Genomic DNA, 24,509 nt, shown 5'->3' with positions numbered 1-24,509 from the left:
CTGCATGTCTCCTCTGATCCCTGGCGAACTGCTGCCGGAGCCCGGCAGCCACGAACTCAACGCCGGCCGGCCCGTCACCACGCTCAATGTGGCCAACCGCGGCGACCGCCCGGTGCAGGTGGGCTCCCACTTTCATTTCTATGAAGCCAACGACGCGCTGGTGTTCGACCGCGACAGTGCCCGCGGCCAGCGGCTCGACATCCCGGCCGGCACGGCGATCCGCTTCGAGCCCGGTGATCAGCGGGAGGTGCAGCTGATCCCCCTGGCCGGCGCGCGCCGGGTCTTCGGCTTCAACGGCCTGGTCAACGGCCCGCTCGACTGAAGCGGCGCCACCAGCGCGCGCTGCCCTTGCCCTGCGACGGCCACCCCGGCCACCCCCCACCGTCCTCCTCGACTTTCCTCAGCCATGCCCTATCGGATGGATCGGCGGGCCTACGCCGAAACCTATGGCCCCACCACCGGCGACCGGCTGCGGCTGGCCGACACCGAGCTGTTCCTCGAGGTGGAGAAGGATTTCACCACCTACGGGGAAGAGGTGAAGTTCGGCGGCGGCAAGGTGATCCGCGACGGCATGGGTCAGGCCCAGACCCCCCGCTCCGGGGGTGCCGTGGACACCGTGATCACCAATGCTCTGATCCTCGACTGGTGGGGGATCGTCAAGGCCGATGTGGGCCTGCGCGACGGCCGGATCTGCGCGATCGGCAAGGCGGGCAACCCCGACATCACCGATGGGGTGACGATCGTCATCGGTCCCGGTACCGAGGCGATCGCCGGCGAGGGCCACATCCTCACCGCCGGCGGCATCGACACCCACATTCATTTCATCTGTCCGCAGCAGGTGGAAACCGCCCTGGCCAGCGGGGTCACCACCCTGCTCGGTGGCGGCACCGGCCCGGCCACGGGCTCCAACGCCACCACCTGCACCCCCGGCGCCTTCCACATGGCCCGCATGCTGCAGGCCGCCGAGGGGCTGCCGGTGAACCTGGGCTTCTTCGGCAAGGGCAACGCCAGCACCCCCGAGGCGCTCGAGGAGCAGATCCGTGCCGGTGCCGTCACCCTCAAGCTCCACGAAGACTGGGGCACCACCCCCGCCGCCATCGACTGCTGCCTGTCCGTGGCGGATCGCTTCGACATCCAGGTGGCGATCCACTCCGACACCCTCAACGAAGCGGGGTTCGTTGAGGACACGATCCGCGCCATCGGCGGCCGCACCATCCACACCTTCCACACCGAAGGCGCCGGCGGCGGCCACGCGCCGGACATCATCCGCATCTGCGGCGAAGCCAACGTGCTGCCCAGCTCCACCAACCCCACGCGCCCCTACACGCGCAACACCCTGGAGGAGCACCTCGACATGCTGATGGTGTGCCACCACCTCGATCCCTCGATCCCGGAGGATGTGGCCTTCGCCGAATCGCGCATCCGCCGCGAAACGATCGCCGCCGAAGACATCCTCCACGACATCGGCGCCTTCTCGCTGATCGCCAGCGATTCCCAGGCCATGGGCCGCGTCGGCGAGGTGATCACGCGCACCTTCCAGACCGCCCACAAGATGAAGGTGCAGCGGGGAGCCCTGCCGGGCGACTCGGAGCGCAACGACAACACCCGCCTCAAGCGCTACATCGCCAAGGTCACGATCAACCCGGCGATCGTGCACGGCCTTGACAGCCAGATCGGTTCGGTGGAGGTGGGCAAGCTGGCGGATCTGGTGCTCTGGAAGCCGGGTTTCTTCGGGGTCAAGCCGGAGATGGTGATCAAGGGCGGCTCGATCGTCTGGGCCCAGATGGGCGATGCCAACGCCTCGATCCCCACCCCCGGCCCGGTGCATGGCCGGCCGATGTTCGCCGCCTTCGGCAAGGCCCTGGCCCCCAGCTGCCTCACCTTCCTCTCCCAGGCCGCCCTCGATGACGACCTGCCCAGAAAGCTGGGCCTCGAGCGGCCCTGCGTGCCGGTGGTGAACACCCGCGGCATCGGCAAGGCCGAGATGCGCAACAACACGGCCCTGCCGAAGGTGGAAGTGGATCCCCAGACCTACGAAGTGTTCGCCGATGGGGAGCTGCTCACCTGCGAACCCGCCGACGTGCTGCCGATGGCGCAGCGTTATTTCCTGCTCTGAGGGTCGGATTCACTGCCAGGGCCGATCAGGGCGGGCCGGAGCCGCGGCCGGCCGGGCCTGATCGGTAGCAACCATGACGGGTCGGCCCCGCGCCGCTGTTCATGATTGAGCCCGATGCGGCTGCCCATGTTCACCGACTACAAGCCCGCAAAGGGCTACGACGAATATTTCAGCGCCTCTTCCCAGCCCCGCTCCGCCCTGCGGCCCCTGCTCTCGTCCCTGGGCCAGCTGGGCATCGAAGAGATCAACCGCAACCACGCGGCCGCCGGCATGCTGCTCAAGCGCCTGGGGGCCACCTTTCGTCTCAATGGCTCCGGTGAGCAGGGCGGCGAGCGGATCCTGCCCTTCGACCCCCTGCCGCGGCTGATCCGCGCGGGCGAATGGCAGCGCCTGGAGAAGGGCCTGATTCAGCGCCTCGAAGCGATCGACTGCTTCCTCGCCGACGTTTACAGCGACCAGAAGATCCTCAACGACGGTGTCATCCCCCGCGCCGACGTGATCAGCTCCCATGGCTGGCGCCCGCAGATGGCGGGGTTCAAGCCGCCGCTGGATCGCTGGTGCCACGTGTCCGGCCTCGATCTGATCCGTGACGGCAAGGGCACCTGGCGCGTGCTGGAAGACAACCTGCGCTGCCCCTCGGGCGTGGCCTACTTCCTGGAAAACCGCCGCGTGATGAAGCGGATGTTCCCCAGCCTGTTCTCCGGGCCCACGGTGCAGCCGATCGACGATTACCCCTCCCATCTGCTCCAGACCCTGCGGGAACTGGCCCCCTGGACCGACACTCCCTCGGTGGTGCTGCTCACCCCGGGCGTGTTCAACAGCGCCTATTTCGAGCACAGCTACCTGGCCCAGCAGATGGGCATCCAGCTGGTGGAGGGCCGCGATCTGGTCTGCGAGGGCAACCGGGTGTGGATGCGCAGCACCGCCGGGCTCGAGCCGGTGGATGTGATCTACCGCCGCATCGACGACGACTTCCTCGATCCGGCCGTGTTCCGCAGCGATTCGATGCTGGGCGTGCGTGGGCTGATGGAGGCCTATGCCGCCGGCCGGGTGGCGATCGCCAACGCGCCGGGCACCGGCGTTGCCGACGACAAGCTGATCTACGCCTACGTACCGGACATGATCCGCTACTACCTGGCGGAGGAGCCGATCGTCGAGAACGTTCCCACCTATATCTGCGCCCGGCCCGAGGACCAGGCCTACGTGCTGGCCCACCTCAAGGACCTGGTGGTGAAAGCGGTGGGAGAAGCCGGGGGCTACGGCATGCTGATCGGCCCGCACGCCGATCCGGCCGAGATCCTCTCCTTCGCCGACAAGATCAAGGCCGATCCCCGCAACTTCATCGCCCAGCCCACCCTGGAGCTCTCCACCGTGCCCTCGCTCAGCGAAGGCGAGCTCTACCCCTGCCACGTCGATCTGCGGCCCTACGTGCTGCGGGGCAAGGGGGCCTGGGTGAGCCCGGGCGGCCTCACCCGGGTGGCGCTGCGCCGCGGCTCGCTGGTGGTCAACTCGTCGCAGGGCGGAGGATGCAAGGACACCTGGATCGTGGATGAGACCTCATGCTGAGCCGCGTCGCCGATTCCCTCTACTGGATCAACCGGTACGTCGAGCGGGCCGAGAACATCTCCCGCTTCCTTGAAGTGAGCGAGGCGATGGCGCTCGACTGCCCGCCGGGCAGCGCCGAACCCTGGCTGCCGTTGATCGATGCCAGCGGCGACCGCGAGCTGTTCGACCGCCTCTACCCCGATGGTGGGCCCACCGATGTGGTTCGCTTCCTGGTGCGCGAGCCGGACAACCCGAGCAGCATCGTCAACTGCATCGCCACCGCCCGCGAGAACGCCCGCCAGATCCGCGAGGTGATCACCACGGAGATGTGGGAGCAGATCAACGACCTCTATCTCACACTCAAGGAAAGCGACAATTTCTGGCGCCTGCCGGCCCAGGAGCAGCTGCACGAGGTGCGCCGGGCCTGCCAGCTGTTCTATGGCGTCACCGATGCCACGCTCAGCCGCGATCTCTCCTGGCAGTTCAGCAAGCTGGGGCGCCTGGTGGAGCGCGCCGACAAGACCAGCCGCATCCTTGATGTGAAGTACTTCCTGCTGCTGCCGAGCCCGGAAGAGGTGGGCGGCGTGCTCGATGAACTGCAATGGATCTCCCTGCTGCGCTCGGCCGGGGCCTATCAGATGTTCCGCCAGTCGCAGCAGCGGGCGATCGAGCCCAAGGCGGTGGCGGCCTTCCTGCTGCTCGATCCGATCTTCCCCCGGTCGGTGCGGTATTGCCTCGAAGGCCTCAGCAAGTCGCTGCGGGTGATCCGCGGCAACCCGGTGCCCGGCCCGCCCGACGACCTGGAATGCCTCTCCGGTCTGATGCTGGCCAACTGGAGCTACGTGCGCATCGACGAGCTGATCGGACGTGGCCTGCATGAAGCGATCGACCAGTTCCAGAGTGATCTCAACCACCTGCATGGTCTGATCAGCGACCGCTACTTCGTCACCGTCACCCACGCCTCCCCTTCGCCAGCCTGCGTGCAGTCGGGCGCTGTCGAGGCCCAGTCGATGGCCTCCTCCAGCGCCTCGGCTGTGCCCCCGCCACCCCTGCCCACCGCCTCCTCCCCGGCATGCGCGCCCGCGTAACCCATACCCTTTCGTATCGCTACAGCGCGCCGGTCCAGCTGGGTCCCCATCGCCTCTGCCTGCGGCCCCGGGCCCACGGGTTCCAGCGTCTGGTGAGTTTCGAGCTGTTCTTCTCGCCCGATCCCCACCGGCTGCATCTGCTGGTGGCCGCCAGCGGTGATGACGTGCTGCGGGCCCGCTTCGCGGGCAGCACGGACAGCTTCGAGATCCGCGCCACCAGTGAGGTGGACACCCAGATGCCGCCCCTGCTGCAGGCCTGCCTGGAGGAGAACGAGCCCCTGCTGCCCTATCCGGTGGGCCTGCTGAACAGCGACCTCAAAGGCTCCCTCGATGGCTGGCTGCCCAATGGCCAGCACGAGCCGGCGGCGGTGGAGCTGGCCCAGGAGGCGTTGATGGGCAGCGACCAGCGGGCGCTGATGTTCCTGCAGCAGCTGGTGGAGATGATCCAGGACCGGGTCAAGTACACCCAGAGGCATGTCGGGCCGGCCTGGCCCGCCGGCCGCACGCTCAAAGAGCGGGTGGGCTCCTGCCGTGATCTGGCCGTGCTGATGATCGAGGCCTGTCGCTGCGTGGGCCTGCCCGCCCGTTTTGTTAGCGGCTATCACCTGGTGGAGCCCAGGCCGCAGCGCTACGACCTGCATGCCTGGGCGGAGGTGTATCTGCCCGGTGCCGGTTGGCGGGGCTTCGATCCCAGCGGCCAGGGGGCCATCGACGACCGCTACATCCCCCTGGCCACCTCCTCCAAGTCCGGCCTTACCGCGGCGGTGTCGGGAAGCTTCTCCGGACCACCCGGCGTGAAAAGCGAACTCAGTTGGGCGATCACCGCCGATGTGCTGAGCGAGGAACACACCGTGCCGAACCTGCTGCAACTCTGATCCCGCCTTGATTCCGGCCGCAGTCACGGCCATGTGTCCCTGGCGCGGCAAACGGAAAATGAACCTGAATTGGTAACCGTTGGCGCAGCATCAGGGCCTCAGTCCGCAGCATGAAGGTCCGATTGCTGATAAGCACCCCATGGCCGCCACCACAGCACCCCCCGCCGACCGCGACTACTTCTCTTCTGCGGATGGTCGGGCGCTGGCGGAGGGCATCCGCCGCCACCTGTTCTCCAGCCTGGCCAAGTCGCCATCGTTGGCCACCCGCCACGACTACTACCGCGCCCTGGCGCTGGCGGTGCGTGACCAGCTGCTGCACAACTGGGTCGACACCGCCGAGGCCTACACCCAGGAAGGGGTGCGTACCGTCAGCTACCTCTCCGCCGAGTATCTGCTTGGCCCACACCTCGACAACAACCTGGTGAACCTGGGGTTGCGCGAGGCGGCCAAGGATGCCTGCGACGAACTTGGTGTCGACCTTGAGGAGCTGATCGCCGAGGAGCCCGAACCGGGTCTGGGCAACGGCGGCCTCGGCCGCCTGGCGGCCTGCTTCCAGGAATCGTTGGCCAGCCTGGAGCTGCCTGCGATCGGTTACGGCATCCGCTACGAGTTCGGCATTTTCCGCCAGCAGATCAGCAACGGCTGGCAGGTGGAGAGCACCGATCCCTGGCTGGCGCAGAGCAACCCCTGGGAGGTGATTCGCCCCGAGTGGACCTACCCGGTGCAGATCGGCCAGCACGTGGTGCTGGGCGTCGCCTACGACACGCCGATCCTTGGCTATGGCGTCAAGACCACCAACACGCTGCGGCTGTGGTCGGCGCAGGCCCCGGAGGCCTTCGATTTCGCTTCCTTCAACGCCGGTGACTACACCCGCGCGGTGCTGCAGAAGGTGGAGTCGGAAACGCTCTCCAAGGTGCTGTATCCCAACGACGAGCTTGAACAGGGCAAGCGCCTGCGGCTCAGCCAGCAGATCTTCTTCGTGAGCTGCTCCCTGCAGGACATGTTCCGCATCCTCAAGGGGCAGGGTCTACCGGTCACCGAGTTCCACCACAAGTTCGCGGTGCAGCTCAACGACACCCACCCGGCCATCGCCGTGGCCGAGCTGATGCGGCTGCTGATCGATGAGCACGGCGCCGACTGGGACACCGCCTGGTCGATCACCACCGCCAGCGTGAACTACACGAACCACACATTGCTGCCTGAGGCGCTCGAGACCTGGGGGCTGGAGCTGTTCGCCCAGCTGCTGCCCCGCCAGCTCGAGATCATCTACGAAATCAACGCCCGCTTCCTGCGCATGGTGCGCATCCGCTACCCGGGCCAGCCCGAGCTGCTGGAGCGGCTGTCGCTGATCCAGGAGGGGCCTCAGCGCAAGGTGCGGATGGCGAACCTGGCGGTGGTGGGCAGCCAGAAGGTGAACGGGGTGGCGGAGCTGCACAGCGACCTGGTGCAGTCGCAGCTGTTCCCCGAGTTCGCCGATCTCTGGCCCGATCGCTTCACCAACGTCACCAACGGCGTCACACCCCGCCGCTGGATCGCGGTGGCCAATCCGTTTCTCTCCGGCCTGCTCGACGAGACGATCGGCCGCGGCTGGCGGCGGGATCTGGCCGAGCTCAAGGGCCTCGAGGCCCATGCCGATGACGGTGCCTTCCTGGAGCGCTGGCGCAGCGTGCGCGATCAGGCCAAGCAGCGGCTGGCCGCCACCATCCACCACGACCTTGGCGTGCTGGTGGACCCCTCGTCGCTGTTCGACGTCCAGGTGAAGCGGATCCACGAGTACAAGCGCCAGCACCTGGCCGCGCTGCAGATCGTGGAGCGCTACCTGCGGCTGCGCAACGGTGAGGACCTGCCGCCCCGCACCTTCATCTTCGGGGGCAAGGCGGCGCCGGGCTACCACATGGCCAAGCTGATCATCCGGCTGATCGGCGGCATCGCCGAGATCGTCAACATGGACCCGGCCATGGACGGCCGCATGCGGGTGGTCTTCCTGCCCAACTTCAGTGTCAGCCTCGGCCAGAAGGTCTATCCCGCTGTGGACCTCTCCGAGCAGATCTCCACCGCCGGCAAGGAGGCCTCCGGCACCGGCAACATGAAGATGGCGCTCAACGGCGCCGTCACGATCGGCACCCTCGATGGCGCCAACGTGGAAATCCGCGAGCTGGTGGGCCACGAAAACTTTTTCCTGTTCGGCCACACCGCCGAGCAGATCGAATCGCTCAACCGCAACGGCTACCACCCGATGCCCTGGCTGGAGAACGATCCGATCGCCCGCGAAGCGATCGAGCTGATCGGCTCGGGCCACTTCAGCGAAGGCGACCGCGACCTGTTCCACCCGCTGCTGGCCAACCTCTGCGGCAGCGATCCATTCCGGGTGATGGCCGACATGGGCGACTACCGCCGCGCCCATAACGCCGTCGATCAGGCCTGGCAGAACCCCGCCAGCTGGAGCCGCATGTCGGTGCTGAACACAGCCCGCTGCGGCTTCTTCTCTTCCGACCGCTCGATCGCCGAGTACGCCGAACGCATCTGGAAGGTGGCGCCGGTGCCGATCAATGCCTGCACCGTGATTCCTGCCAGCCTGCGGACTACCCCTCACTGACCATGCCCGTCACCCCCGCGTCTGCGCCCGCCGACTCCCTGCAACGGCCCGCGCCCCCTCCCCTGACTTCCACCCCCGGCTGGATGGCGGCCACGGCCGTTGAAGCGGAGCACCGGCTGCAGGCCGCGGGCCTCCACCTCACCCTGGGCGGTGAACCCACCTACGTGCCGCTCAAGCCCGAAGGGGCCGAATGGTCGGTCACCGCCGATGGGCCCACCAAGCTGGCCTACGCCCATGGCCTGGCGGCGGAGATTCAGCGCCGCACCTGGCCCGGCAGCACCTTGATGTACTGCCCGGGCAAGCGCTACGACGGCGAGGTGAACCCGCGCTGGGCGCTGCGGTTGATCACCGGCCTCGATGGCCTGCCCCTGGTGCGCTGGCCCCAGGACGCTGCGGCGGGGCGCCCACCGGAGTTCGGTGCGCCCTTCTGCCTGCCTCCCCTGCCGCGCAAACGCGCCAAGGCCTTTCTGGAGGCCGTCGGCTCGGCCCTGGGCTGCGCCTTCAAGCCACTCAAGCTCAAGGATCCCCTCGCCCCCGACAACCGCGTCTGGGCGGTGCCGCTCTGCCACCACGCCGAGGCCAGCGAGGACGGCGAGCCCGCGGGTTGGCAGGCGGCCGAGTGGAGCCTCGCCAAGCGGCTCTGCCGCCTGCTGCCGGCCCCCGGTCCGGCCGGGCTGCGCCTGCCGCTTGTGCATTTCCCCGAGGGGGTGCTGCGTCAGGTGCTGACGCTGGAGATCCGCGATGACAGCTGGAACCTCTTTCTGCCGCCGCTGGCGCGCGAGCCCCTGCTCGAGCTGCTGACGGTGATCGCCGCCGCCAGCGCGGGCTGGAGCCAGCCCGAACTCAGCGGCATGCTGCCTGTTGATGTGGACGGCCAGTGGCAGGTGCTGGGCCTCACCGCCGACCCCGGCGTGCTGGAGGTCAACCTGCCGGTGTGCCACGGCTGGGCCGACTACGCCGGCTGGATGCAGACCCTGGCCGAGGCGGGCGTGGCGGTGGGCCTCTGCAGCTCGAAGGGTGAGGGCCTGGAGCAGCAGGGCACCGGCGGCGGCAACCACCTGCTCTGGGGCGGCGCCAGCCTTGAGGCCAATCCGTTCTTCAGCCGGCCAGCCTGGCTGGTGGGGATCCTGCGCTTCTGGCAGCACCATCCCAGCCTCTCCTATCTCTTCAGCAACAGCTCGGTGGGCCCGTCCTCCCAGGCGCCGCGGCTCGATGAGGGCAGTGCCAGCCCCCTCGATCTCCGACTGGCCCACAGCGCCCTGGAGCAGTTGCCCGAGGGTGATCAGCGGGTGCTGATCAGTGAAACCCTGCGCCACCTCCATGCCGACCGCAGCGGCAACACCCACCGCAGCGAAATCAGCTTCGACAAGTTCTGGAACCCCGCCTGGCCCAGCGGCTGCCAGGGCCTGATCGAATTCCGGGCGATCGAGGCCCTGCCCAGGGCGGAGTGGGCCGCGGCGATCGCCCTGCTCTGGAGCGCGCTGGCGTCGCACCTGCTGGATCCGATCCACCGCCCCACCGAGCTGATCACCTTCAACGAGCGCCTCCACGATGAGGCGCTACTGCCGCATGCGCTCTGGAGCGATCTGCAGGAGGTGCTGCAGCAGCTGGATGCCGACGGTCTCGACATGCAGCCCGAGCCCTACCGGCAGATCTGGAACTGGCGCTTCCCGTTGCTGCTCTCCTGGGAGCAGCAGGGCGCCCGGCTGGAGATCCGCCGTGCCCTGGAGCCCTGGCCGCTGCTGTGCGACACCCCGGCGGAGGGCGGCACCACCAGCCGCTTCGTCGACAGCTCCCTGCAGCGCCTGGAACTGCGGGCGAACGAGGCGTTCCTGGCCGCCTACCGGCTGCGCCTCTGCGGCCGCGACCTGCCGCTCGCGGACGGCTGGCTGGGGATCCGCTACCGCCACAGCAGCCTGTTCCCTTCCCTGCATCCCTGCATCCCGAACCAGTTGCCCCTGCAGCTGGAGATCCTCGCGGCAGGCAGCGGGGAGCGGCTGGTCTGCTTCCGCCGCGATGGCGAGCCGCATCACTTCGTGCCCGATCCTGAGCCCCTCGAGCCGCTGGCGGCGCCGGCCTGGCCATTGCCGGAGCCCGGCCTGCGCACCATCGACCTCCGCCTGGGTTGAAGCGCCCCCGAGGGGCGAGGCGGCTGGCCATCGCTGCCGATCAGTAGTGTCCGAAAGCACACCCAGCCTTTGCAATGGCCGCGCTTCTGATCACCGGTGGGGCAGGCTTCATCGGCAGTCACCTCTGTGTGCTGCTGCTGCAGCTGGGCCATCGCCTGGTGGTGCTCGACGACTTCTCCAACAGCTCCCCGGAAGCCCTGCGCCGGGTCGAGGAACTGGCGGGGGCGCCGCTGCATCTGATTCAGGGCGACATCCGTGATCCGGCCGCCCTGGAACGGGCGTTCGCCGCCGCAGCGATCGAGGCCGTGATCCATCTGGCGGGTTGCAAGGCGGTGGGCGAGTCGGTGGCCGACCCGCTGCGCTACTGGGATGTGAACGTGGGTGGCAGCGTGCGGTTACTGGCGGCCATGCGCCAGGCCGGTTGCCGCACGATCGTGTTCAGCAGCAGCGCCACGCTCTATGGCTTCACCAGCGTGGTGCCGATCCCCGAATCCGCGCCGGTGGCACCGGTGAACCCTTACGGCGAAACCAAGGCCGCGGTGGAGCGCCTGCTGGCCGATGTGGCGGCCAGCGAACCCGGCTGGCGGGTGGCCCTGCTGCGCTACTTCAACCCCTGTGGCGCCCATCCCAGCGGCCGCATCGGCGAAGACCCCGGCGGCCTGCCCAACAACCTCTTCCCCTTCGTGAGCCAGGTGGCGATCGGCCGGCGGCCCTTCCTGCGCGTCTTCGGCGGTGACTGGCCCACGGCCGATGGCACCGGCGTGCGCGACTACATCCACGTCATGGACCTGGCCGACGGCCATCGCGCGGCCCTTGAGGTGCTGCTGGCAGAAGCTCCCCAGCGCCTTACCCTCAACCTCGGCAGCGGCGCTGGGCATTCGGTGCTGGAGGTGGTGCGCGCCTATGAGCGGGCCAGCGGACGGCCGATCGCCTACCGCATCGAAGAGCGTCGGCCTGGGGATGTGGCGGTGTCGGTGGCGGATCCCGCCCTGGCGGCCGAGCGGCTGGGCTGGCGCACCGAGCGTGGCCTGGACGTTATCTGCCGGGACGGCTGGGCCTGGCAGTCGGCCAATCCGGCGGGGTATGGCCCCGGTTAAGCGTCAGCTGGCCGCCTGGGCGATGCCGCGGTGGGGGGCGTCGGTGCGGCCGTAGACGTCATCGAAGCGCACGATGTCGTCTTCGCCGAGATAGGGGCCGCTCTGCACCTCGATCATCTCCACGGCGATCTTGCCGGGGTTCGACAGCCGGTGCTTCGAACCGAGCGGGATGTAGGTGCTCTGGTTCTCGCCCACCATCTCCTGGAGGCCGTCTTTCTCCACCACGGCGGTGCCCTTCACCACCACCCAGTGCTCGGCGCGGTGGTGGTGCATCTGCAGCGACAGCGAAGCGCCCGGTTTCACCAGGATCTTCTTCACCTGCCAGCGCTCTCCCTCCACAACGCCGTCGTAGTGGCCCCATGGGCGGTAGATGCGGCGATGGGCCTTGCCTTCCGAGGCGCCCGCCGCTTCCAGCTGGTTGACGATCATCTTGACGTCCTGGGCCCGGTCGCGGTGGGCCACCAGCACCGCATCGTCGGTTTCGACCACCACCAGATCATCGACGCCGAGGCCCACCACCAGCCGGTGCTCGCTGCGCAGATAGCAGTTGCGCGACCCCTCGCTGATCACCCGGCCGCGCAGCACGTTGCCCGAAGCATCCCGCTCGCCGGTGTCCCACAGAGCGCTCCAGCTACCCACATCGCTCCAGCCCGCCTCCAGCGGCAGCACCGAACCGAGCGCCGTGCGCTCCATCACGGCCACGTCGATGGCCAGGCTGGGGCAGCTGGCAAAGGATTCCTGCTCCAGACGCAGGAAATCCAGGTCGGCGGAATCCTGCTCCAGGGCGGCGCGGCAGGCGCTCACCAGCTCGGGGGTGAGCCGCTCCAGCTCGGCCAGGATGGCGCTGGCCTTGAACAGGAACATGCCGCTGTTCCAGGTGAAGCGTCCCGAGGCGAAGAACTGCTCGGCGGTGGCCCGGTCGGGCTTCTCCACGAAGCGGGCGATCGGCACCGGCTCCAGAGGGCCGGCGGCGGCACCGTTTGTGGGCGCAGCGGCGAAGGGCAGGGCCGCCTCGATGTAGCCGTAGCCGGTTTCAGGCGCGGTGGGCACGATGCCGAAGGTCACCAGGCGGCCGGCCGCGGCGGCGGGACGACCCGCCGTGATCGCCGCGCGGAAGGCGGCGCCGTCGCGGATCACGTGATCGGCGGCCAGCACCAGCAGCAGCGGATCCTCACCGCGGGCGGTGGCCTGCAGGGCGGCCACGGCGATCGCCGGCGCGGTGTTGCGCCCCACCGGCTCCAGCAGGATCGCGGCTGGATCCACGCCGATCTGGCGCATCTGCTCGGCCACGATGAAGCGGTGGTCTTCGTTGCAGACCAGCAAGGGCGGCGCCAGCTGGGGCAGGCCCTCCAGCCGTTGCTGGGTCTGCTGCAGCAGGGTGGTGTCGTCGCTGCCGGCCAGCGCCCAGTACTGCTTCGGGTAGGAGGCGCGCGAGAGCGGCCAGAGACGCGTGCCGGTCCCTCCGCAGAGAATCACCGGCACGAGAAACGCGATCTCTGAGCTCATGGTCGGAGAAGAGACCGGATAGGCACGCAGTTTATGGAGGTGGTCAGGGATCCAGCAAACCCGGCGGCGGTGTGATTTCCAGCCACCCTTCGCTGACCTCCACCCGCGGCACGATCGGTGTCACGAAGGGGATCAGCACCCGCCGCCCCTCGCTCAGCCTCACCTCCAGCAGGTCATTACCGGCGTGGATCAGGTCGACGACGGTGCCGATTGGCGTGCCGCCGGGCGCCAGCCGCACCTCCAGCCCCTGCAGATCGAACAGGTGAAACTCCCCGTCGGCCAGCGGCGGGCGGTCACTCGCCTCCACCAGCAGGTCGTGCTGCACGATCGCCTCCGCCGCTGAGCGGTTGCCGATCCCCTCCAGCCGCACCACGAAAAGCTCCCGCCCCGGCAGCTGACGGCCACTGAGCAGGCGCACAGGCCGGGGAGGCTCCTGCTGCTTCCGCAGCCAGCGGGGCCCCGGGCGGGTGAAGCGCTCCGGGAAATCGGTGCGCGGCAGCACGCGCAGCTCCCCTTCCAGGCCCTGGGCGGCCACGATCCGCCCCACCACCAGCCAGGGATCGGCCGCAGGGGCCTCCTGCGGCGGCAGGTCAGCCCCATCACGGCGCGGTGGTGCCCCTTTTGCCATCCCCGCTCGCCTGCATCAGCCTCGATAATGGCGCCACCCCTTCAGACCACCGATGGCTGTCAGCGCGCTGCCGATCCTGCCCGGGTCCACCGTGGTGGTCCGCGACCCACGCTCGATCTACAACGGCTACCGCGGCTTCGTGCAGCGCCTCAGCGGCAAGCAGGTGGCGGTGCTGTTCGAGGGCGGCAACTGGGACAAGCTGGTGACCCTGCCCCTCAGCAGCCTGGAGCCGGCCTGAGCGCTTCGGCGCCCTGCTCCAGTTCCAGCACCCTGAGTGCCGCGCTGGCCGCCTGCTGTTCGGCCTCGCGGCGCGAACGGCCCCAGCCTTCGCCCAGAGGTGATGCGGCGGCGTAGCTGGCCACCACCACGGCGCTGCGGAAGCGGCGCGGATCGCCATGCCCCTGGCTGCACTCTTCACAGCTGTAGGCGGGCAGACCCAGCCCCCGCGCCTGGGTCCATTCCTGCAGGGCCTGCTTCCAGTTGTGGCGGTGCGGATCGGCCAGCAGCGCCGCGATGCTCTCCGACCAGTGGGGGGAGAGCCAGCGGTGCACCGGCTCCAGGGTTCCCCAGGTTTCGTAGAGCGCGCCGATCAGGGCTTCACAGGCCTCGGCGCGGATCGTGCGCCGCGCTGCGGCATCCCCGGCCGCCATGGCGCCAAGCCGCACCACCGCATCGATCCCGCAGCGATCGCCCAGGTCCGCCAGCCAGCGGTCGCTGACGATCTGGGCCCGCAGCTCCGAACGCGCGCCCACGCTCAGCTGCGGGTGTAGGCGCTGCAGGTGCTCGGAGGCGGCCAGCCGCAGCACCGCATCGCCGAGAAACTCCAGCCGCTCATGGTTGCGCGCCAGGCCGGCGGAGGTGTGGGTGAGGGCCTCATCGATCGAAGCCAGACCCGACAGGCCCGTGCTGGGCTCCTCCAGCCCCAGGCTGGCCAGGTAGGCCAGCAGCTGGCGCTGCCGGCGGGGGCTCAGCGTTGGGCCTGGGGGCGTCATCGTCAGGGGGTGAAAGCAGGACGTAAGCCGGGTTCTGTTCCGTTCCGCCGGAGCGGACCGGGGCGGTCATCTATCTGGGACCGTTGTTACCAACGGCCTCGAGCGGCACACATGAAGCGGGACGGGTGTCATGGCCAACCCTTGTCCCTCGGCCTTGCTCCCGGCCGGGGTTTACCGAGCCAGCACCTCTCGATGCTGCTGGTGCGCTCTTACCGCACCTTTGCACCCTTGCCTGTGCTCGGTGGGCGAACCCCCCTGAGCCATCGGCGGTGTGTTTCTGTGGCACTCTCCTCACGGTCACCCGCACTGGGCGTTACCCAGCAAGCCTGGCCATTCGGGAGCCCGGACTTTCCTCAACCGGGCCCGGCGCCCGGCCCGAAGACCGAAACGCTGCCCCGATTGCGACCACCTCGCCTGCTTTCGTGGTCCATCATGCCCGCGTGGGCGGAGCTCATAATGGGCCGCAAGGGGCTGTAGCTCAGCCGGATAGAGCGACGGTTTCCTAAACCGTAGGTCGTGGGTTCGAGTCCCGCCAGCCCCGTGCCTCCTGAACGCAGCCGAAGCAAGCGCTCGTGTGCTGCCTGCGACCCGGGAAGCGCATGGGCGCCAGGCGTGGCCATCCGATTCCGACCGCCGCCGGTAGTTCCTGAGCGGTTCAGCACGGGCCGGGGGATGGGGCCGCGCTCAACCAACCCATTGCGCAGCAACCTTGTGACGAAGAGAACCAGGCAGCGGGTGCTGGTGGTGTGCACCGGCAATTCGGCGCGCAGCATCATGGCGGAAGCCCTGTTTCAGGCCCTCGGTCAGGGGGCCGTTGAGGTCGCCAGCGCCGGCAGTGCCCCCACCGGGCGGGTCCATCCTCTGGCGCTGGAGCAGATCAGCCGCCTGCCCGTCGACACCGGCCAGTTCACCAGCAAGAGCCTGGCGGCGGTGCTGGAGGCGTCGGCCGACCCGTTCGATCTGGTGATCACCGTGTGCGATCACGCGGCCCGTCACTGTGACCCGCTGCCAGCCGACACCACGCGGCTGCATTGGGGGCTGCCCGACCCTGCAGCGCACACAGAGATCGAAGAAGCCAGATCGGCCTTCTCCGCCTGCTTCGACGTGCTGGCCCAACGGATCGGCGACCTGCTGGGAAGCGATCTGCTCCGAAGGAGCCAGGGGCGTTGATGGGCGCGAGGTGACCTACGGCTCAGCAGAGCGTCAGTGGCGGCGGATTTCTCTTGACCTCAAGCCTCTGATGGGCCCAACGGGATTCGCCCACAGATCCAGGCAGACGCTATCTGAGTGGTTGTCTTGTTTTCCATCGCCAGATCACATCTCCAAGCGCGATAGCACTGCCGCCGATGAGCCACTGCACGCTTTGTCCTTCGGTGGCCTGCTTTGTGACCATCAAAGGTGTTGGGTCTTGATCCGGCAGTGCTGCTGCAGCCAACCTGAAGGAGCTGATCGGGGTGGTGACGAGCGCTGCAGGGAACAGGAGAAATGTGATGGTTCTTGTGGGCGTCGTGTGGCGCTAACGCTTTGAGCGAGAGCTTAAGTGTCGCCGCAGCTCACTTCTCCTGCTCGCTCCATGGCGAGCACACATCGATGAGGCAACCGGCTGGGTCAAGCACCAGGAACCGGCGTTGACCGTAGAACTCGTTTCGCGGTTCCTGGATCACTTTTGCGCCCATCTCCTTTGCCTTCTTGTAGACCTCATCGACATCCGGAACAACGAAGGTCACATACATCCCCGTCGGAGCGGTCTGGTAGGCCTTGGGGACGAGGTCATGCGTCCGCTTGATGATGCCGAACTCAAGCTCCAAGGGTGCCGGTGCTCCCAGCTGCACGTACCAATCACTGTCGTACTTCACCACAAAGCCCAGCAGCTGAACGTAGAAGTCACGGCAAGCGGCGAGATCGTCTGCGCAGATGTTCGTGAGGATTCGGCTGAAGGACATGGCGGTAGAGTGAGGTCTGATTGTGATGCCTAGCGTTCTAGGTCAGAGGTGGGCGGTCCCTTGAGGCCATGATCAAGAATCTCTGTCCCAATCCGTTGAATCTTGATGTTGGGCGCAACCACTTTAAGTGAAAGAAAAGCCCAAAGCCGCGCCAACCTAGAACTCACAAGTGATTACATTGTTATTTTCTGAGATCATCTTACTTGCAAACAGAATGTTAATGATGCGGTCCACGTCTGACTGCGGTATCTTCTTTTGGAACATGGCCGAGATATGCTGAGATAATGTTGTTCGCTTGCGAGGTCTCTTTTTCTTATTCGTCTTGCTGAGTAGTTCAAACACCCGTTTGTAGTTAGGCTCTTCCGTAGATGCACTCTTGGGGTCGAGTTCAAGCAGGCTATTCATTCTTCTGCACTTGAGGCCGCTCCTGTTTAGATGTCGGAGGAGCGGATCAAAGCCCTTGTCCTTGGAAAGGACAATGCATTCCATGCTGGGCGTCGTTTCAATGACTCTTCCAAGCTGGCAAGCAATATAGAAATCTAATGCATTGCTTCCATTCCCGTCTACACGGTGCCATTCGACACGATTGCCTAGCTTCTGTGTGCTGGCGACCATGTCTATTGGCACACTCTTCTGACTTGTTCCAACAAATACCATGACCTGAAATCCCTCATCAAGCCGACCGAAGTCGACCTGCTGGACATTCTCGTAGTCGACGAGCAGAAGCTTGTTGCTCACTTTGAATCCACCTACGCGAGTAAGTGCATACCCCTTTGGTGCGTCCAATCCTCCCACAAGCGGCTGATTTCCGATACAGCAGCTTCAAAACAGGATTCGGAAGTACGCCGCATTGGATTTGCTTTTGGCGAACGCTCCAGATCAGAAGCGGGCCGAAACCTTTGCAATGCCGACATCCGAGGAGCCCGTCTTCTGTATCTTGATGTTAGAAAGTCATGTACTACTGCCTAACCGAAAAATCACTATCACACCGATCCCTAATTCTGGGATATGGTCCTTTCCGGTCCTGAAGAGTTGAGAGCAGAAATCTCTTGTCACTTTCCTGTAGCGCCAGCCTTCCTGACGCCGTGAGAAGCGATTGTGCTTCATGGATAAAAGCCAACGGGAATGCTAAGATTGCATGATCAGCATCAAATGTATAGAGATAGCTGCTATCAGAAGCGTATGCATCAAGCGATGTTCTTATTCCAGTCTGGCATATCTTCATGAAATGCCTAGGCGCTGACGGCTCGCAGAATCTACTATTCCTATAGTTTGCATCCTCTCGTCGAGCCTTTAGCCATTCAAAGGGCCGTACCATATCAATTGTCTGGCTGAGAAGTACATGGGAAGAATGTTGTCCAGCAAATAGCCTAAAAACGGCATCATGCGTTGTGCCATTCAGCTTGATGATCGTGGCTCCTGCTTGACAGGATATGGATTTTGGCTTGGTTCCTCCATAGACAATTCCATGTCCTGATGCGGCAAGAAATGCCCTAGCAGCATAAAAAGTTGCATAATATGCCTTCACTGAGGCCCAAGAAAAGAAACCCTCCTGCAGGCCATGAATGCAGTCGCTAAACGTTATCCACGCAGAAAACAGGTAGTCTTCAGCATCCTGTCTTAGTGCTTTAGAGAGACTTGAAGCTTGCGTCAGATTTAATACAAGAGATGAGTGGCCTGCACTCAGAGATGATCCTGACAAAGCTGCCAAGTGTTCTACATAGGCCTGCGCATTATGCATTAATCTCTGCTAGAAAGCAAAACTGGTGTGATCGGCCTCTTCTGGCTGAAATGCTTCCACAAGGCGATCAAAGACTCGCTTCGGCGCGTCTTTCCCCCCTAGACCCTTAACTTCCTCTTGCATTAGTCTATTGCTTGCAGACAAGGCAAGCGAACTACGGATTAGATCCACTTTAAAACTGCGCTTGCTATTGCAGTAAGGTACAATCTTGGCCCGAAAGAAATCTAGGGCTCCAATGAAGCCAGAAGCATAGAGAAATGCATTTGTCGCATCGTCCCAATGGCCATCTGTCGTTTGCTCAAGTGCTACAAAGAAGTTTTCAAAAATTGTTTTTTGGGTTTCTAGATTGTCAATTCCAATCTGCTCTAGAGCTCCCTTTTCTTCAACCAGCACCTTGATGGCACTAACCGATGTTGACAGGGCAATTCCCCCTTTTCTCCTGGTAGACCCGGGAAACTTAATCTGGCTGTAGTAAGGCGAAGTCTTGGATTCATTCAAATATGTCGCAATATCTCTGGCTCGCACAGCCGCAGGATCAACAAGCTTGTCGCTAGCAATGCCATAAAGATCAAAAACCAAACTTCTTGGCACAGGCTTCTGCTCTGTATTAATGGAGAGGAAGATGTCAGCGCATTCCTTAGTATCTAACTGGTTATAGATGGCGACAGGAAGCTCAAGTTCTCCGATGGCTGGATTTTCGGCTATCGCAGCTCTAATCCCCGCCAAACGATGCTGGCCATCAATCAGTTGTGCACTATGCTTTGCATCAAAAAAGTAGAGCTGGCCTTTCCTTCTGACAAGCGGATTGTCTGCTGATGTCCAGTTTAGGACTAGGGAGCTTGGGAAATCTCCGACTTCTTGTGTAAATTCTTTAATGCTTGATATTCGATCTTGATTTAGGAGTCTTTGCACTGCGCCGGTTTCTTCGTCCACTCCTCGTACGGCAGCATATGCAATCAGGGCTAGCCGCCTAGCAGGAATGCTTGTAAGAAAAAGTTCGTGATTTAACTGCTTTAACTCTAGATATGGAATACCAGTAGCTGCTGGATCGGCCATGAATGGCAGAAGATTTTTTATAGATTAGCATCTTCATGGGCCTTCGGCAACTTTCTGAGAATCTAGGAGCAAAGTGGCACGCACCTAAACAGCAATACGGGAGTGCTTGGCTCGAATCGGAAGCAATGAAAAGTCCAGTTTAACGGCTCTTGTCATTTCATTCTTGCTGTTTGGCTAGCGCCAAGATCAGAGGCGGGCGCCAACTACGGTATAAACAGAGCCCTATGACGCAGGTCTTGTGTGTCTTGATGTTGGCAAGCAACTGTTGCAGCCAGATGCACTTCCGCGGACTATGGTCAATCCTATTGAGAGCCAGGAAAAAAAACTAAAGTGTATTAGGCCATCGAGATCTGAAGGCCATCCCCCTTTTGCTTGGCAGTAATTGTTACGGCGATACAGCCGGCTGCGAAGCCTAGGCTGGCGCCAACAGCAGCTCCTACTTGAGCTCCAGGAGGGCCAGCGACTGCACCCCCGATAAAAGCACCAGCGCCTGCTCAAATAACAGTTGAGAAAAAAATTGTCTCAATGATTTTTCTGAGATCTGGATCCGTAATTTGCTCAAGTGCTTCCTTGGCGAATGCGAATCCCTCTCGCGCTAAGACCAGAAGGAAGCTTTCTGCGTGTGATTTGGACACATATACAGACGGATTTTTGCCATTTGCTGCTCTCTTGGCAAATTCAGTTGCAAAGTCAGCGACAGAAGCCATGGTCAAACCTCATCCTCAAAGTGAATGTCACCTTCTTGAACCCTTTCGCTTGAAGCCCTCTTGAAGTCTCCCTTGGTGCGTTCACCTTCGGAATCGACTTTTCTGCTTAACATTGTTGTGGCACCTGCACCCGCCGCACCTGCTGCTGCAGCTACTACAGCTGTTCCTCCAGCCATCCCCATACCACCTGCAGCCAAGGAACCTCCACCCAAAGCAGCAAGGCCTGCCGAAGACGCGGCAGCGCCAGCAAGGGATCCTCCTGCTACACCTAGACCTGCCGCAGATGCCATCGCCCCAACAACGGGCGCAGCAACGACACCACCAGCGCAAGCAACAGCGCCACCACCAAGGACAACTGCTCCTTTAATAATTGGATGCTGCTCGGCGTACCACTCTTGAAACTCGGTCAACCAGCTCGCCACCAGCTCAAGGTCGATAGGGATTGAAAATTTAGTGCAGCGCCGCAAGTACGTCAAGTCTTATGAGACGCCTGAATGTCCTGTCAACTTGTTCTTCGACAGTTCCGCAAACCACCCCGACTTGCCCCTCTGCAAATCGCAGGGCGAAACGCATCAAGGGGATCCCAGCGTGCAGATGCTGCATGGGCTTTGGTTGGCCAGGGGAGAGCAGCGCAATTGGTTCGCGGGTCAGAGAACCACTGTTCACAACGATACACATCCTCTGGCGGTTTTTGCCACCTGCAAGAGACATTTAGCGCGCGGCCTAATGCTCTTCAACTCATAAGATCTATCGCGTGCGCATGCTTTCTCTCCGCGATCCACTCAACTCCCTGAGCGATTCAGGCTCCAGTCGTAGGGCAGGTGGGTCAGGCGGTAGTCGCCACCCAGCAGCAGCTTCTGATCCTCGGCCGGCCGGTAGCGGGCGATGAAGCGCAGAATCGCGCTTTGCTTCTCGTGGCCGGGCACCGTGGCGGCCTTGGGATCGGCGCGCGGCCAGTCTTCTCCGAACCAGTCAAAGATCTTTGAGATGCCCACGGTTCTGTTGGCCCGGTCGATCTGCAGCCCCACGCTGCTGGCCAGCCAGCGCTTGCTCTGATCCTCCAGCTGTTGGTCGAGCTGTGCACCCGTGAAGGCTTCGCCTCGCAGCGGCGGACAGCTCATGGCGGCGCAGACGAGGGCGGCGTGGATGCGGGGCTCGTTGTACTCGCGCCGCAGGATTTCGTGCTCGATCCCGTCAAGGGTGAGCTGCTGGCCCATCAGGGCGTGGTGGCGGAACTTCCACACGCCGGGGATGTCCTTGATGCTCGGACGGATCGGGTTGTGATCGATGATCGAGCGCAGGGTGAGGGCGTTGTAGGCGTTGATCAGCAGGGCGATCTGATCGGCCTCCGGCCAGGAGCCGAAGCGCTCCGGCGTCAGCGCAGCCAGTTCCTTGAGGTAACGATCCAGCTGGGCCGGATCGCGCTGCAGGGTGTCGTAGTCCACCAGCCCCTGCTCGTCGACCACCGCTTGCAGCACGGCATTGAAGGGGGCTGGATCCAGGCGTGGCTGGGGGGCGGTAGCTGCTTCACTGCCGCTGCTCTGGCGGAGGATCTGCGCGGCCGGTCCGCCGCCGCAGCCTGCGGCGCTGAGCAGCAGTACCCCGCAGAGGACAAGGGACGGGGCTCTGAAACGAAGCGGATCCATGGCGGCGAGGGAGCAGGCCTGGGGTTTACCGCTGAGTGGACGGTTCGGTTCGGTCGTGGTGTTCCCCCCGCCAGCTCAGCAGCAGCCCCAGCAGCAGGGGCAACCACAGCAGCAGCCGTTCCGGGGTCGTGAGCTGCCAGTCGGGCAGCCGTGAGGGCAGCACGAAATACACGAATGCCGACAGGCTCACCAGCCGCGCCCCCCAGTTCTGGCTGGGCACCGCGAAGGGCATCAGCCAGATGAAATACCAGGCGTGCACCACCGGGGAGAGCAGCAGCAGGGCCAGCAGGTAGCGCCAGGCAAACACCCCCAGCCGCGCCCGGCCGGCGAGCAGCACCCCCACCACCAGGAGCAGCAGCCCATGCACGGCATTGGTCTGCAGGGTCCAGGGCCAGAGCCGGCCGATCCAGTGGGGCAGCCACTCGGCGCTGCGTCCGTAGCGGACGAAGCTGGAGCCGGTGGGCACCAGCGGACAGCTGCGCAGGCCGCAGAACAGGGAGGCCCCCAGCAGCAGCGGGGCCATCCCCACCAGGATGGTGGCCAAGGGTGGCCCGGGCCGCCGCGTCTGCCGCCAGCGGCTCCAGGCCCGCTGGATCAGCAGCGGCACGGTGATCCACTTCAACGCCACGCTCAGGCCCAGCAGCAGGTCGACCCCGGCCTGGGCGCGGGCGCCCTGGGGCCCAGGCGTGCGCTCGCTCAGCAGCCAGGCCGCCACCAGCGGCAGCAGGAACCAGCTGTCGTAATGGCCGCCGCCGCTGATGCCGTAGATCACCAGTGGATTCCAGGCGTAGAGCGCCGTGCGTGCCGCCCCGAACCGCGCCGCCAGCAGCCCGCAGATCGCCAGGTCGGCGGCGGTGAAGGAGAGCTTGAACAGCAGCGCCTGCTGGGCCACGGCGGCATGCAGCCGGAACAGCAGCTGCGCCAGTGGCGGATAGATGGCGGTGGTGCCGGGATGGTTGATCTGCGGCCACCAGGGCGTGCGCAGCCCCTCCAGCACCGCGGCATCCGGCGGCAGGTCGTAGGGACTGAAGCCCTGCAGCTGGATCCCCCCCTCCCACAGGTAGCGCCAGATGTCGTCGCCGGGCTCCATGCCCAGCAACGCCAGCCGCGTGAGCACCGCCACCGCCCAGAACAGCGCCCGGGGCAGCGCGGCCAGCGACCAGGACAGGGCAAAGCCCGCCCCCATCACCGCCGCCGCCAGCCAGAACGGCTGCAGGTTGGCGGGGTCAAACAGGTCACCGTGGGGGCGCATCATCAACGCCCCGCCGATCAGCAGCAAGGCGCTGGCGGCTTGGCGCAGCCAGATCTGCCGCAGCCACAGCTGCCTCAGCCCCGCCGGCAGCTGGAGTCTCAACGCCATCGCCGCAGCCACAGCCGGCCGAGGGTGGAGAGGATCACACTTCCCGCCCGCACACTGGCGCGCCAGCGACCGGAGATCTTTGAGTCCCCGGCCAGGCGCGGTCGGTGGGAGATGGGAATCTCGCCGATGCGCAGGCCCAGTTCGATCGCCCGCACCTGCATCTCCAGCGTCCAGCCGTAGCCCCTGTCGCGCATCCCCATCGCCTCGAAGGCGGAACGGCGCACCAGGCGCAGCGGCCCCAGGTCGCGGTAGCGGAAGCCCCAGCCCAGGGCCACCAGCCCCGTCGCCAGCCGGTTGCCCCAGTGCTGCAGGGGGGTGAGTGCCGCCCGCCCCGTGGCCGTGGCGGTGCGATCGCCCAGCAGCAGGTCGTGGTCGTGCAGCAGCGGCAGGAAGCGGGGCAGCTCCTCGATCGGATCGCTGCCGTCGCCATCGCAGAACAGCAGCCAGCGCACCGCGGTGTCGAGCTCGAGGCAGCCGCGCCAGCAGGCCCTGCCGTAGCCGGGGCGCGGCTCGCTCAGCACCTCCGCCCCCTGCGCGGCGGCGATCAGGGCGCTGCCATCGCTGCTGCCGTTGTCCACCACCCGGATGCGACGCAGCCCCTGCTGGTGCAGCTGGCCGATCACATGGGCGATCGTCAGTCGTTCATTGCGCACCGGAATCACCACCTGCAGGCTGTCGAGCAGTTCCCTGGCGAACGGGGGCTGGGGTGAATCGATGGCCATGGCAGGTCTCGAGGTGTGCGCGCAGTCCCAGTGGCAGACAAGCCAGATCGGCAGGTTCGTCGATATCGGCCAGGGGGCTCTGCTCTCCCCACGACCACCCGAGTGTGCGCAACCGCTCGCGGGTGATGCCGCACACGGCGTCCGTGCTCCAGGGGATCGCGCGGAACAGGGAGGGCGCGAAGCGGCTGAGCGCCAGCAGCACGTAGCCGCCATCGCGGCTGGGAATCAGCGCGGCCTGGTGGGCGGCCAGCTGGGCCACCGCCACCTGCAGATGCTGCACGCCGAGGCTGGGGCAATCCATGCCCAGCAGCACCAGAGGGGCTCCCGTCGCCTGCACCCGCTCAGCAACGGCGGCCAGGCGCGCACCGAGATCCCCCTCGGCCTGCTCGCTCCAGGCCAGCTCCGCCGGCAGGTTCAGCCGCCGCCAGGCCGGATGGTCGGCAGCAGGCGTCGTGCATAACTCCACCACGCCTAGGCCGCTGGCACAGGCGGTGCGGATGGTCCGGCGCAGGAGCCGTTCGGCCAGCCGCGCGGCGCCGACCGATCCAAGGGCTGGCGCCAGCCGGGTCTTCGCCTGCCCCGGGACGGGCGCTTTGGCGAGGATGACGATTCGAACAGGCGGAAGCAGGGGGGTAGCCCTCCAGGGTGGCCACCAAGGCAATACCCACCAGGGGCCGATCCGGTTTGCTGCTTGCCCCAGCCGGCCAATGCGCTCCACCTTGCAGCCGGCCGATCCACGTCCCGGTGTCGCCGGCCAATCCG

23 protein-coding genes, 1 tRNA gene and 1 other RNA gene are annotated in these 24,509 nt (G+C 65.2%); 11 read left to right on the top strand and 14 right to left on the bottom strand.

Annotation, left to right across the window (positions count from 1 at the left end):
- Positions 1-4: 4 nt before the first annotated feature.
- The 8 genes from ACWJI3_RS11470 to galE all read left to right on the top strand — a co-directional run bounded on the left by ACWJI3_RS11470 (position 5) and on the right by galE (position 11,446).
- Entirely contained in the window at positions 5-322 is a 318-nt protein-coding gene (locus ACWJI3_RS11470; protein ID WP_094513865.1) for an urease subunit beta, read from the top strand.
- Positions 323-406: 84 nt separating this feature from the next.
- Complete coding sequence (ureC, locus tag ACWJI3_RS11465) at positions 407-2,116, top strand: urease subunit alpha (protein WP_255100563.1); 1,710 nt, start codon at positions 407-409, stop codon at positions 2,114-2,116.
- 126 nt (positions 2,117-2,242) lie between these two features.
- Positions 2,243-3,682, top strand: a complete 1,440-nt coding sequence (locus ACWJI3_RS11460; RefSeq protein ID WP_480203781.1) for a circularly permuted type 2 ATP-grasp protein — start codon at positions 2,243-2,245, stop codon at positions 3,680-3,682.
- Complete coding sequence (locus ACWJI3_RS11455; protein ID WP_255141324.1) at positions 3,676-4,749, top strand: alpha-E domain-containing protein; 1,074 nt, start codon at positions 3,676-3,678, stop codon at positions 4,747-4,749. The genes ACWJI3_RS11460 and ACWJI3_RS11455 overlap by 7 nt, the downstream gene beginning before the upstream one ends.
- The gene (locus ACWJI3_RS11450) at positions 4,734-5,624 is read left to right on the top strand and encodes a transglutaminase family protein (protein ID WP_255100564.1); all 891 of its coding nucleotides are present in this window, start codon (positions 4,734-4,736) and stop codon (positions 5,622-5,624) included. The genes ACWJI3_RS11455 and ACWJI3_RS11450 overlap by 16 nt, the downstream gene beginning before the upstream one ends.
- 139 nt (positions 5,625-5,763) lie before the next feature.
- On the top strand, positions 5,764-8,220 hold the full coding sequence (locus ACWJI3_RS11445) for a glycogen/starch/alpha-glucan phosphorylase (protein ID WP_094513854.1): 2,457 nt from the start codon (positions 5,764-5,766) through the stop codon (positions 8,218-8,220).
- A gap of 2 nt (positions 8,221-8,222) precedes the next feature.
- Complete coding sequence (locus tag ACWJI3_RS11440) at positions 8,223-10,349, top strand: transglutaminase family protein (protein ID WP_480203745.1); 2,127 nt, start codon at positions 8,223-8,225, stop codon at positions 10,347-10,349.
- A gap of 74 nt (positions 10,350-10,423) precedes the next feature.
- On the top strand, positions 10,424-11,446 hold the full coding sequence (gene galE, locus ACWJI3_RS11435; RefSeq protein ID WP_094513846.1) for a UDP-glucose 4-epimerase GalE: 1,023 nt from the start codon (positions 10,424-10,426) through the stop codon (positions 11,444-11,446).
- Between the two features lie 3 nt (positions 11,447-11,449).
- Here galE and ACWJI3_RS11430 read toward each other — a convergent pair whose 3' ends face one another.
- Both ACWJI3_RS11430 and rimM read right to left on the bottom strand, forming a co-directional pair.
- Positions 11,450-12,952: a mannose-1-phosphate guanylyltransferase/mannose-6-phosphate isomerase gene (locus tag ACWJI3_RS11430; RefSeq protein WP_094513842.1), complete on the bottom strand. Its 1,503-nt coding sequence runs from the start codon at positions 12,950-12,952 to the stop codon at positions 11,450-11,452.
- A gap of 43 nt (positions 12,953-12,995) precedes the next feature.
- Positions 12,996-13,580, bottom strand: a complete 585-nt coding sequence (gene rimM, locus ACWJI3_RS11425) for a ribosome maturation factor RimM (RefSeq protein ID WP_094513839.1) — start codon at positions 13,578-13,580, stop codon at positions 12,996-12,998.
- A gap of 52 nt (positions 13,581-13,632) precedes the next feature.
- Here rimM and ACWJI3_RS11420 point away from each other — a divergent pair, with 52 nt between their 5' ends.
- The gene (locus tag ACWJI3_RS11420) at positions 13,633-13,818 is read left to right on the top strand and encodes an NAD(P)H dehydrogenase subunit NdhS (protein ID WP_255100566.1); all 186 of its coding nucleotides are present in this window, start codon (positions 13,633-13,635) and stop codon (positions 13,816-13,818) included.
- Here ACWJI3_RS11420 and rnc read toward each other — a convergent pair.
- Together rnc and rnpB are read right to left on the bottom strand one after the other, a co-directional pair.
- Entirely contained in the window at positions 13,796-14,572 is a 777-nt protein-coding gene (rnc, locus tag ACWJI3_RS11415) for a ribonuclease III (protein WP_480203744.1), read from the bottom strand. The two genes, ACWJI3_RS11420 and rnc, sit on opposite strands and share 23 nt — an antisense overlap.
- 8 nt (positions 14,573-14,580) lie before the next feature.
- An RNA gene (gene rnpB, locus ACWJI3_RS11410) (RNase P RNA component class A) lies at positions 14,581-14,993 on the bottom strand.
- A gap of 46 nt (positions 14,994-15,039) precedes the next feature.
- Between rnpB and ACWJI3_RS11405 the strand changes: the two genes are divergently transcribed.
- Positions 15,040-15,113, top strand: a tRNA-Arg gene (locus tag ACWJI3_RS11405).
- A gap of 170 nt (positions 15,114-15,283) precedes the next feature.
- Positions 15,284-15,742: an arsenate reductase ArsC gene (locus ACWJI3_RS11400; RefSeq protein ID WP_480203743.1), complete on the top strand. Its 459-nt coding sequence runs from the start codon at positions 15,284-15,286 to the stop codon at positions 15,740-15,742.
- Between the two features lie 383 nt (positions 15,743-16,125).
- Here ACWJI3_RS11400 and ACWJI3_RS11395 read toward each other — a convergent pair whose 3' ends face one another.
- The 10 genes from ACWJI3_RS11395 to ACWJI3_RS11350 form a co-directional block, all read right to left on the bottom strand.
- Entirely contained in the window at positions 16,126-16,515 is a 390-nt protein-coding gene (locus tag ACWJI3_RS11395; RefSeq protein ID WP_480203742.1) for a VOC family protein, read from the bottom strand.
- A gap of 156 nt (positions 16,516-16,671) precedes the next feature.
- Positions 16,672-17,253 carry a PIN domain-containing protein gene (locus ACWJI3_RS11390; RefSeq protein WP_480203741.1) on the bottom strand — a complete coding sequence of 194 codons (582 nt, stop codon included), beginning with the start codon at positions 17,251-17,253 and terminating at the stop codon, positions 16,672-16,674.
- Between the two features lie 220 nt (positions 17,254-17,473).
- The gene (locus ACWJI3_RS11385; protein WP_480203740.1) at positions 17,474-18,256 is read right to left on the bottom strand and encodes a hypothetical protein; all 783 of its coding nucleotides are present in this window, start codon (positions 18,254-18,256) and stop codon (positions 17,474-17,476) included.
- Positions 18,257-18,265: 9 nt separating this feature from the next.
- Positions 18,266-19,312, bottom strand: coding sequence for a DGQHR domain-containing protein (locus tag ACWJI3_RS11380; RefSeq protein WP_480203739.1), 1,047 nt, complete (start codon positions 19,310-19,312; stop codon positions 18,266-18,268).
- A 494-nt stretch (positions 19,313-19,806) separates the two neighbouring features.
- Positions 19,807-20,019: a hypothetical protein gene (locus ACWJI3_RS11375; RefSeq protein ID WP_480203738.1), complete on the bottom strand. Its 213-nt coding sequence runs from the start codon at positions 20,017-20,019 to the stop codon at positions 19,807-19,809.
- 2 nt (positions 20,020-20,021) lie between these two features.
- Positions 20,022-20,429, bottom strand: coding sequence for a hypothetical protein (locus ACWJI3_RS11370; protein WP_480203737.1), 408 nt, complete (start codon positions 20,427-20,429; stop codon positions 20,022-20,024).
- Positions 20,430-20,801: 372 nt separating this feature from the next.
- Positions 20,802-21,665: a DUF547 domain-containing protein gene (locus ACWJI3_RS11365; protein WP_480203736.1), complete on the bottom strand. Its 864-nt coding sequence runs from the start codon at positions 21,663-21,665 to the stop codon at positions 20,802-20,804.
- Positions 21,666-21,690: 25 nt separating this feature from the next.
- Positions 21,691-23,025: a hypothetical protein gene (locus tag ACWJI3_RS11360; protein ID WP_480203735.1), complete on the bottom strand. Its 1,335-nt coding sequence runs from the start codon at positions 23,023-23,025 to the stop codon at positions 21,691-21,693.
- Positions 23,016-23,747, bottom strand: coding sequence for a glycosyltransferase family 2 protein (locus tag ACWJI3_RS11355; RefSeq protein ID WP_480203734.1), 732 nt, complete (start codon positions 23,745-23,747; stop codon positions 23,016-23,018). The genes ACWJI3_RS11360 and ACWJI3_RS11355 overlap by 10 nt, the downstream gene beginning before the upstream one ends.
- Positions 23,668-24,465 carry a TIGR04282 family arsenosugar biosynthesis glycosyltransferase gene (locus ACWJI3_RS11350; protein WP_480203733.1) on the bottom strand — a complete coding sequence of 266 codons (798 nt, stop codon included), beginning with the start codon at positions 24,463-24,465 and terminating at the stop codon, positions 23,668-23,670. Before ACWJI3_RS11350 ends, ACWJI3_RS11355 begins: the two co-directional genes overlap by 80 nt.
- Positions 24,466-24,509 lie beyond the last annotated feature (44 nt).

Source organism: Marcopretia estuarina LEGE 06307 (assembly GCF_056633115.1).
The sequence above is the reverse complement of the archived record's forward strand: the minus strand, read 5'-3'. Positions and strand labels throughout refer to the sequence as shown.

Excerpts from the sequence above, each read along its gene's own strand:
- ACWJI3_RS11470 (WP_094513865.1), top strand. The coding sequence starts at position 5 with ATGTCTCCTCTGATCCCTGGCGAACTGCTGCCGGAGCCCGGCAGCCAC.
- ureC (WP_255100563.1), top strand. The coding sequence starts at position 407 with ATGCCCTATCGGATGGATCGGCGGGCCTACGCCGAAACCTATGGCCCC.
- ACWJI3_RS11460 (WP_480203781.1), top strand. The coding sequence starts at position 2,243 with ATGTTCACCGACTACAAGCCCGCAAAGGGCTACGACGAATATTTCAGC.
- ACWJI3_RS11455 (WP_255141324.1), top strand. The coding sequence starts at position 3,676 with ATGCTGAGCCGCGTCGCCGATTCCCTCTACTGGATCAACCGGTACGTC.
- ACWJI3_RS11450 (WP_255100564.1), top strand. The coding sequence starts at position 4,734 with ATGCGCGCCCGCGTAACCCATACCCTTTCGTATCGCTACAGCGCGCCG.
- ACWJI3_RS11445 (WP_094513854.1), top strand. The coding sequence starts at position 5,764 with ATGGCCGCCACCACAGCACCCCCCGCCGACCGCGACTACTTCTCTTCT.
- ACWJI3_RS11440 (WP_480203745.1), top strand. The coding sequence starts at position 8,223 with ATGCCCGTCACCCCCGCGTCTGCGCCCGCCGACTCCCTGCAACGGCCC.
- galE (WP_094513846.1), top strand. The coding sequence starts at position 10,424 with ATGGCCGCGCTTCTGATCACCGGTGGGGCAGGCTTCATCGGCAGTCAC.
- ACWJI3_RS11430 (WP_094513842.1), bottom strand. The coding sequence starts at position 12,952 with ATGAGCTCAGAGATCGCGTTTCTCGTGCCGGTGATTCTCTGCGGAGGG.
- rimM (WP_094513839.1), bottom strand. The coding sequence starts at position 13,580 with ATGGCAAAAGGGGCACCACCGCGCCGTGATGGGGCTGACCTGCCGCCG.
- ACWJI3_RS11420 (WP_255100566.1), top strand. The coding sequence starts at position 13,633 with ATGGCTGTCAGCGCGCTGCCGATCCTGCCCGGGTCCACCGTGGTGGTC.
- rnc (WP_480203744.1), bottom strand. The coding sequence starts at position 14,572 with ATGACGCCCCCAGGCCCAACGCTGAGCCCCCGCCGGCAGCGCCAGCTG.
- ACWJI3_RS11395 (WP_480203742.1), bottom strand. The coding sequence starts at position 16,515 with ATGTCCTTCAGCCGAATCCTCACGAACATCTGCGCAGACGATCTCGCC.
- ACWJI3_RS11385 (WP_480203740.1), bottom strand. The coding sequence starts at position 18,256 with ATGCATAATGCGCAGGCCTATGTAGAACACTTGGCAGCTTTGTCAGGA.
- ACWJI3_RS11380 (WP_480203739.1), bottom strand. The coding sequence starts at position 19,312 with ATGGCCGATCCAGCAGCTACTGGTATTCCATATCTAGAGTTAAAGCAG.
- ACWJI3_RS11375 (WP_480203738.1), bottom strand. The coding sequence starts at position 20,019 with ATGGCTTCTGTCGCTGACTTTGCAACTGAATTTGCCAAGAGAGCAGCA.
- ACWJI3_RS11365 (WP_480203736.1), bottom strand. The coding sequence starts at position 21,665 with ATGGATCCGCTTCGTTTCAGAGCCCCGTCCCTTGTCCTCTGCGGGGTA.
- ACWJI3_RS11360 (WP_480203735.1), bottom strand. The coding sequence starts at position 23,025 with ATGGCGTTGAGACTCCAGCTGCCGGCGGGGCTGAGGCAGCTGTGGCTG.
- ACWJI3_RS11355 (WP_480203734.1), bottom strand. The coding sequence starts at position 23,747 with ATGGCCATCGATTCACCCCAGCCCCCGTTCGCCAGGGAACTGCTCGAC.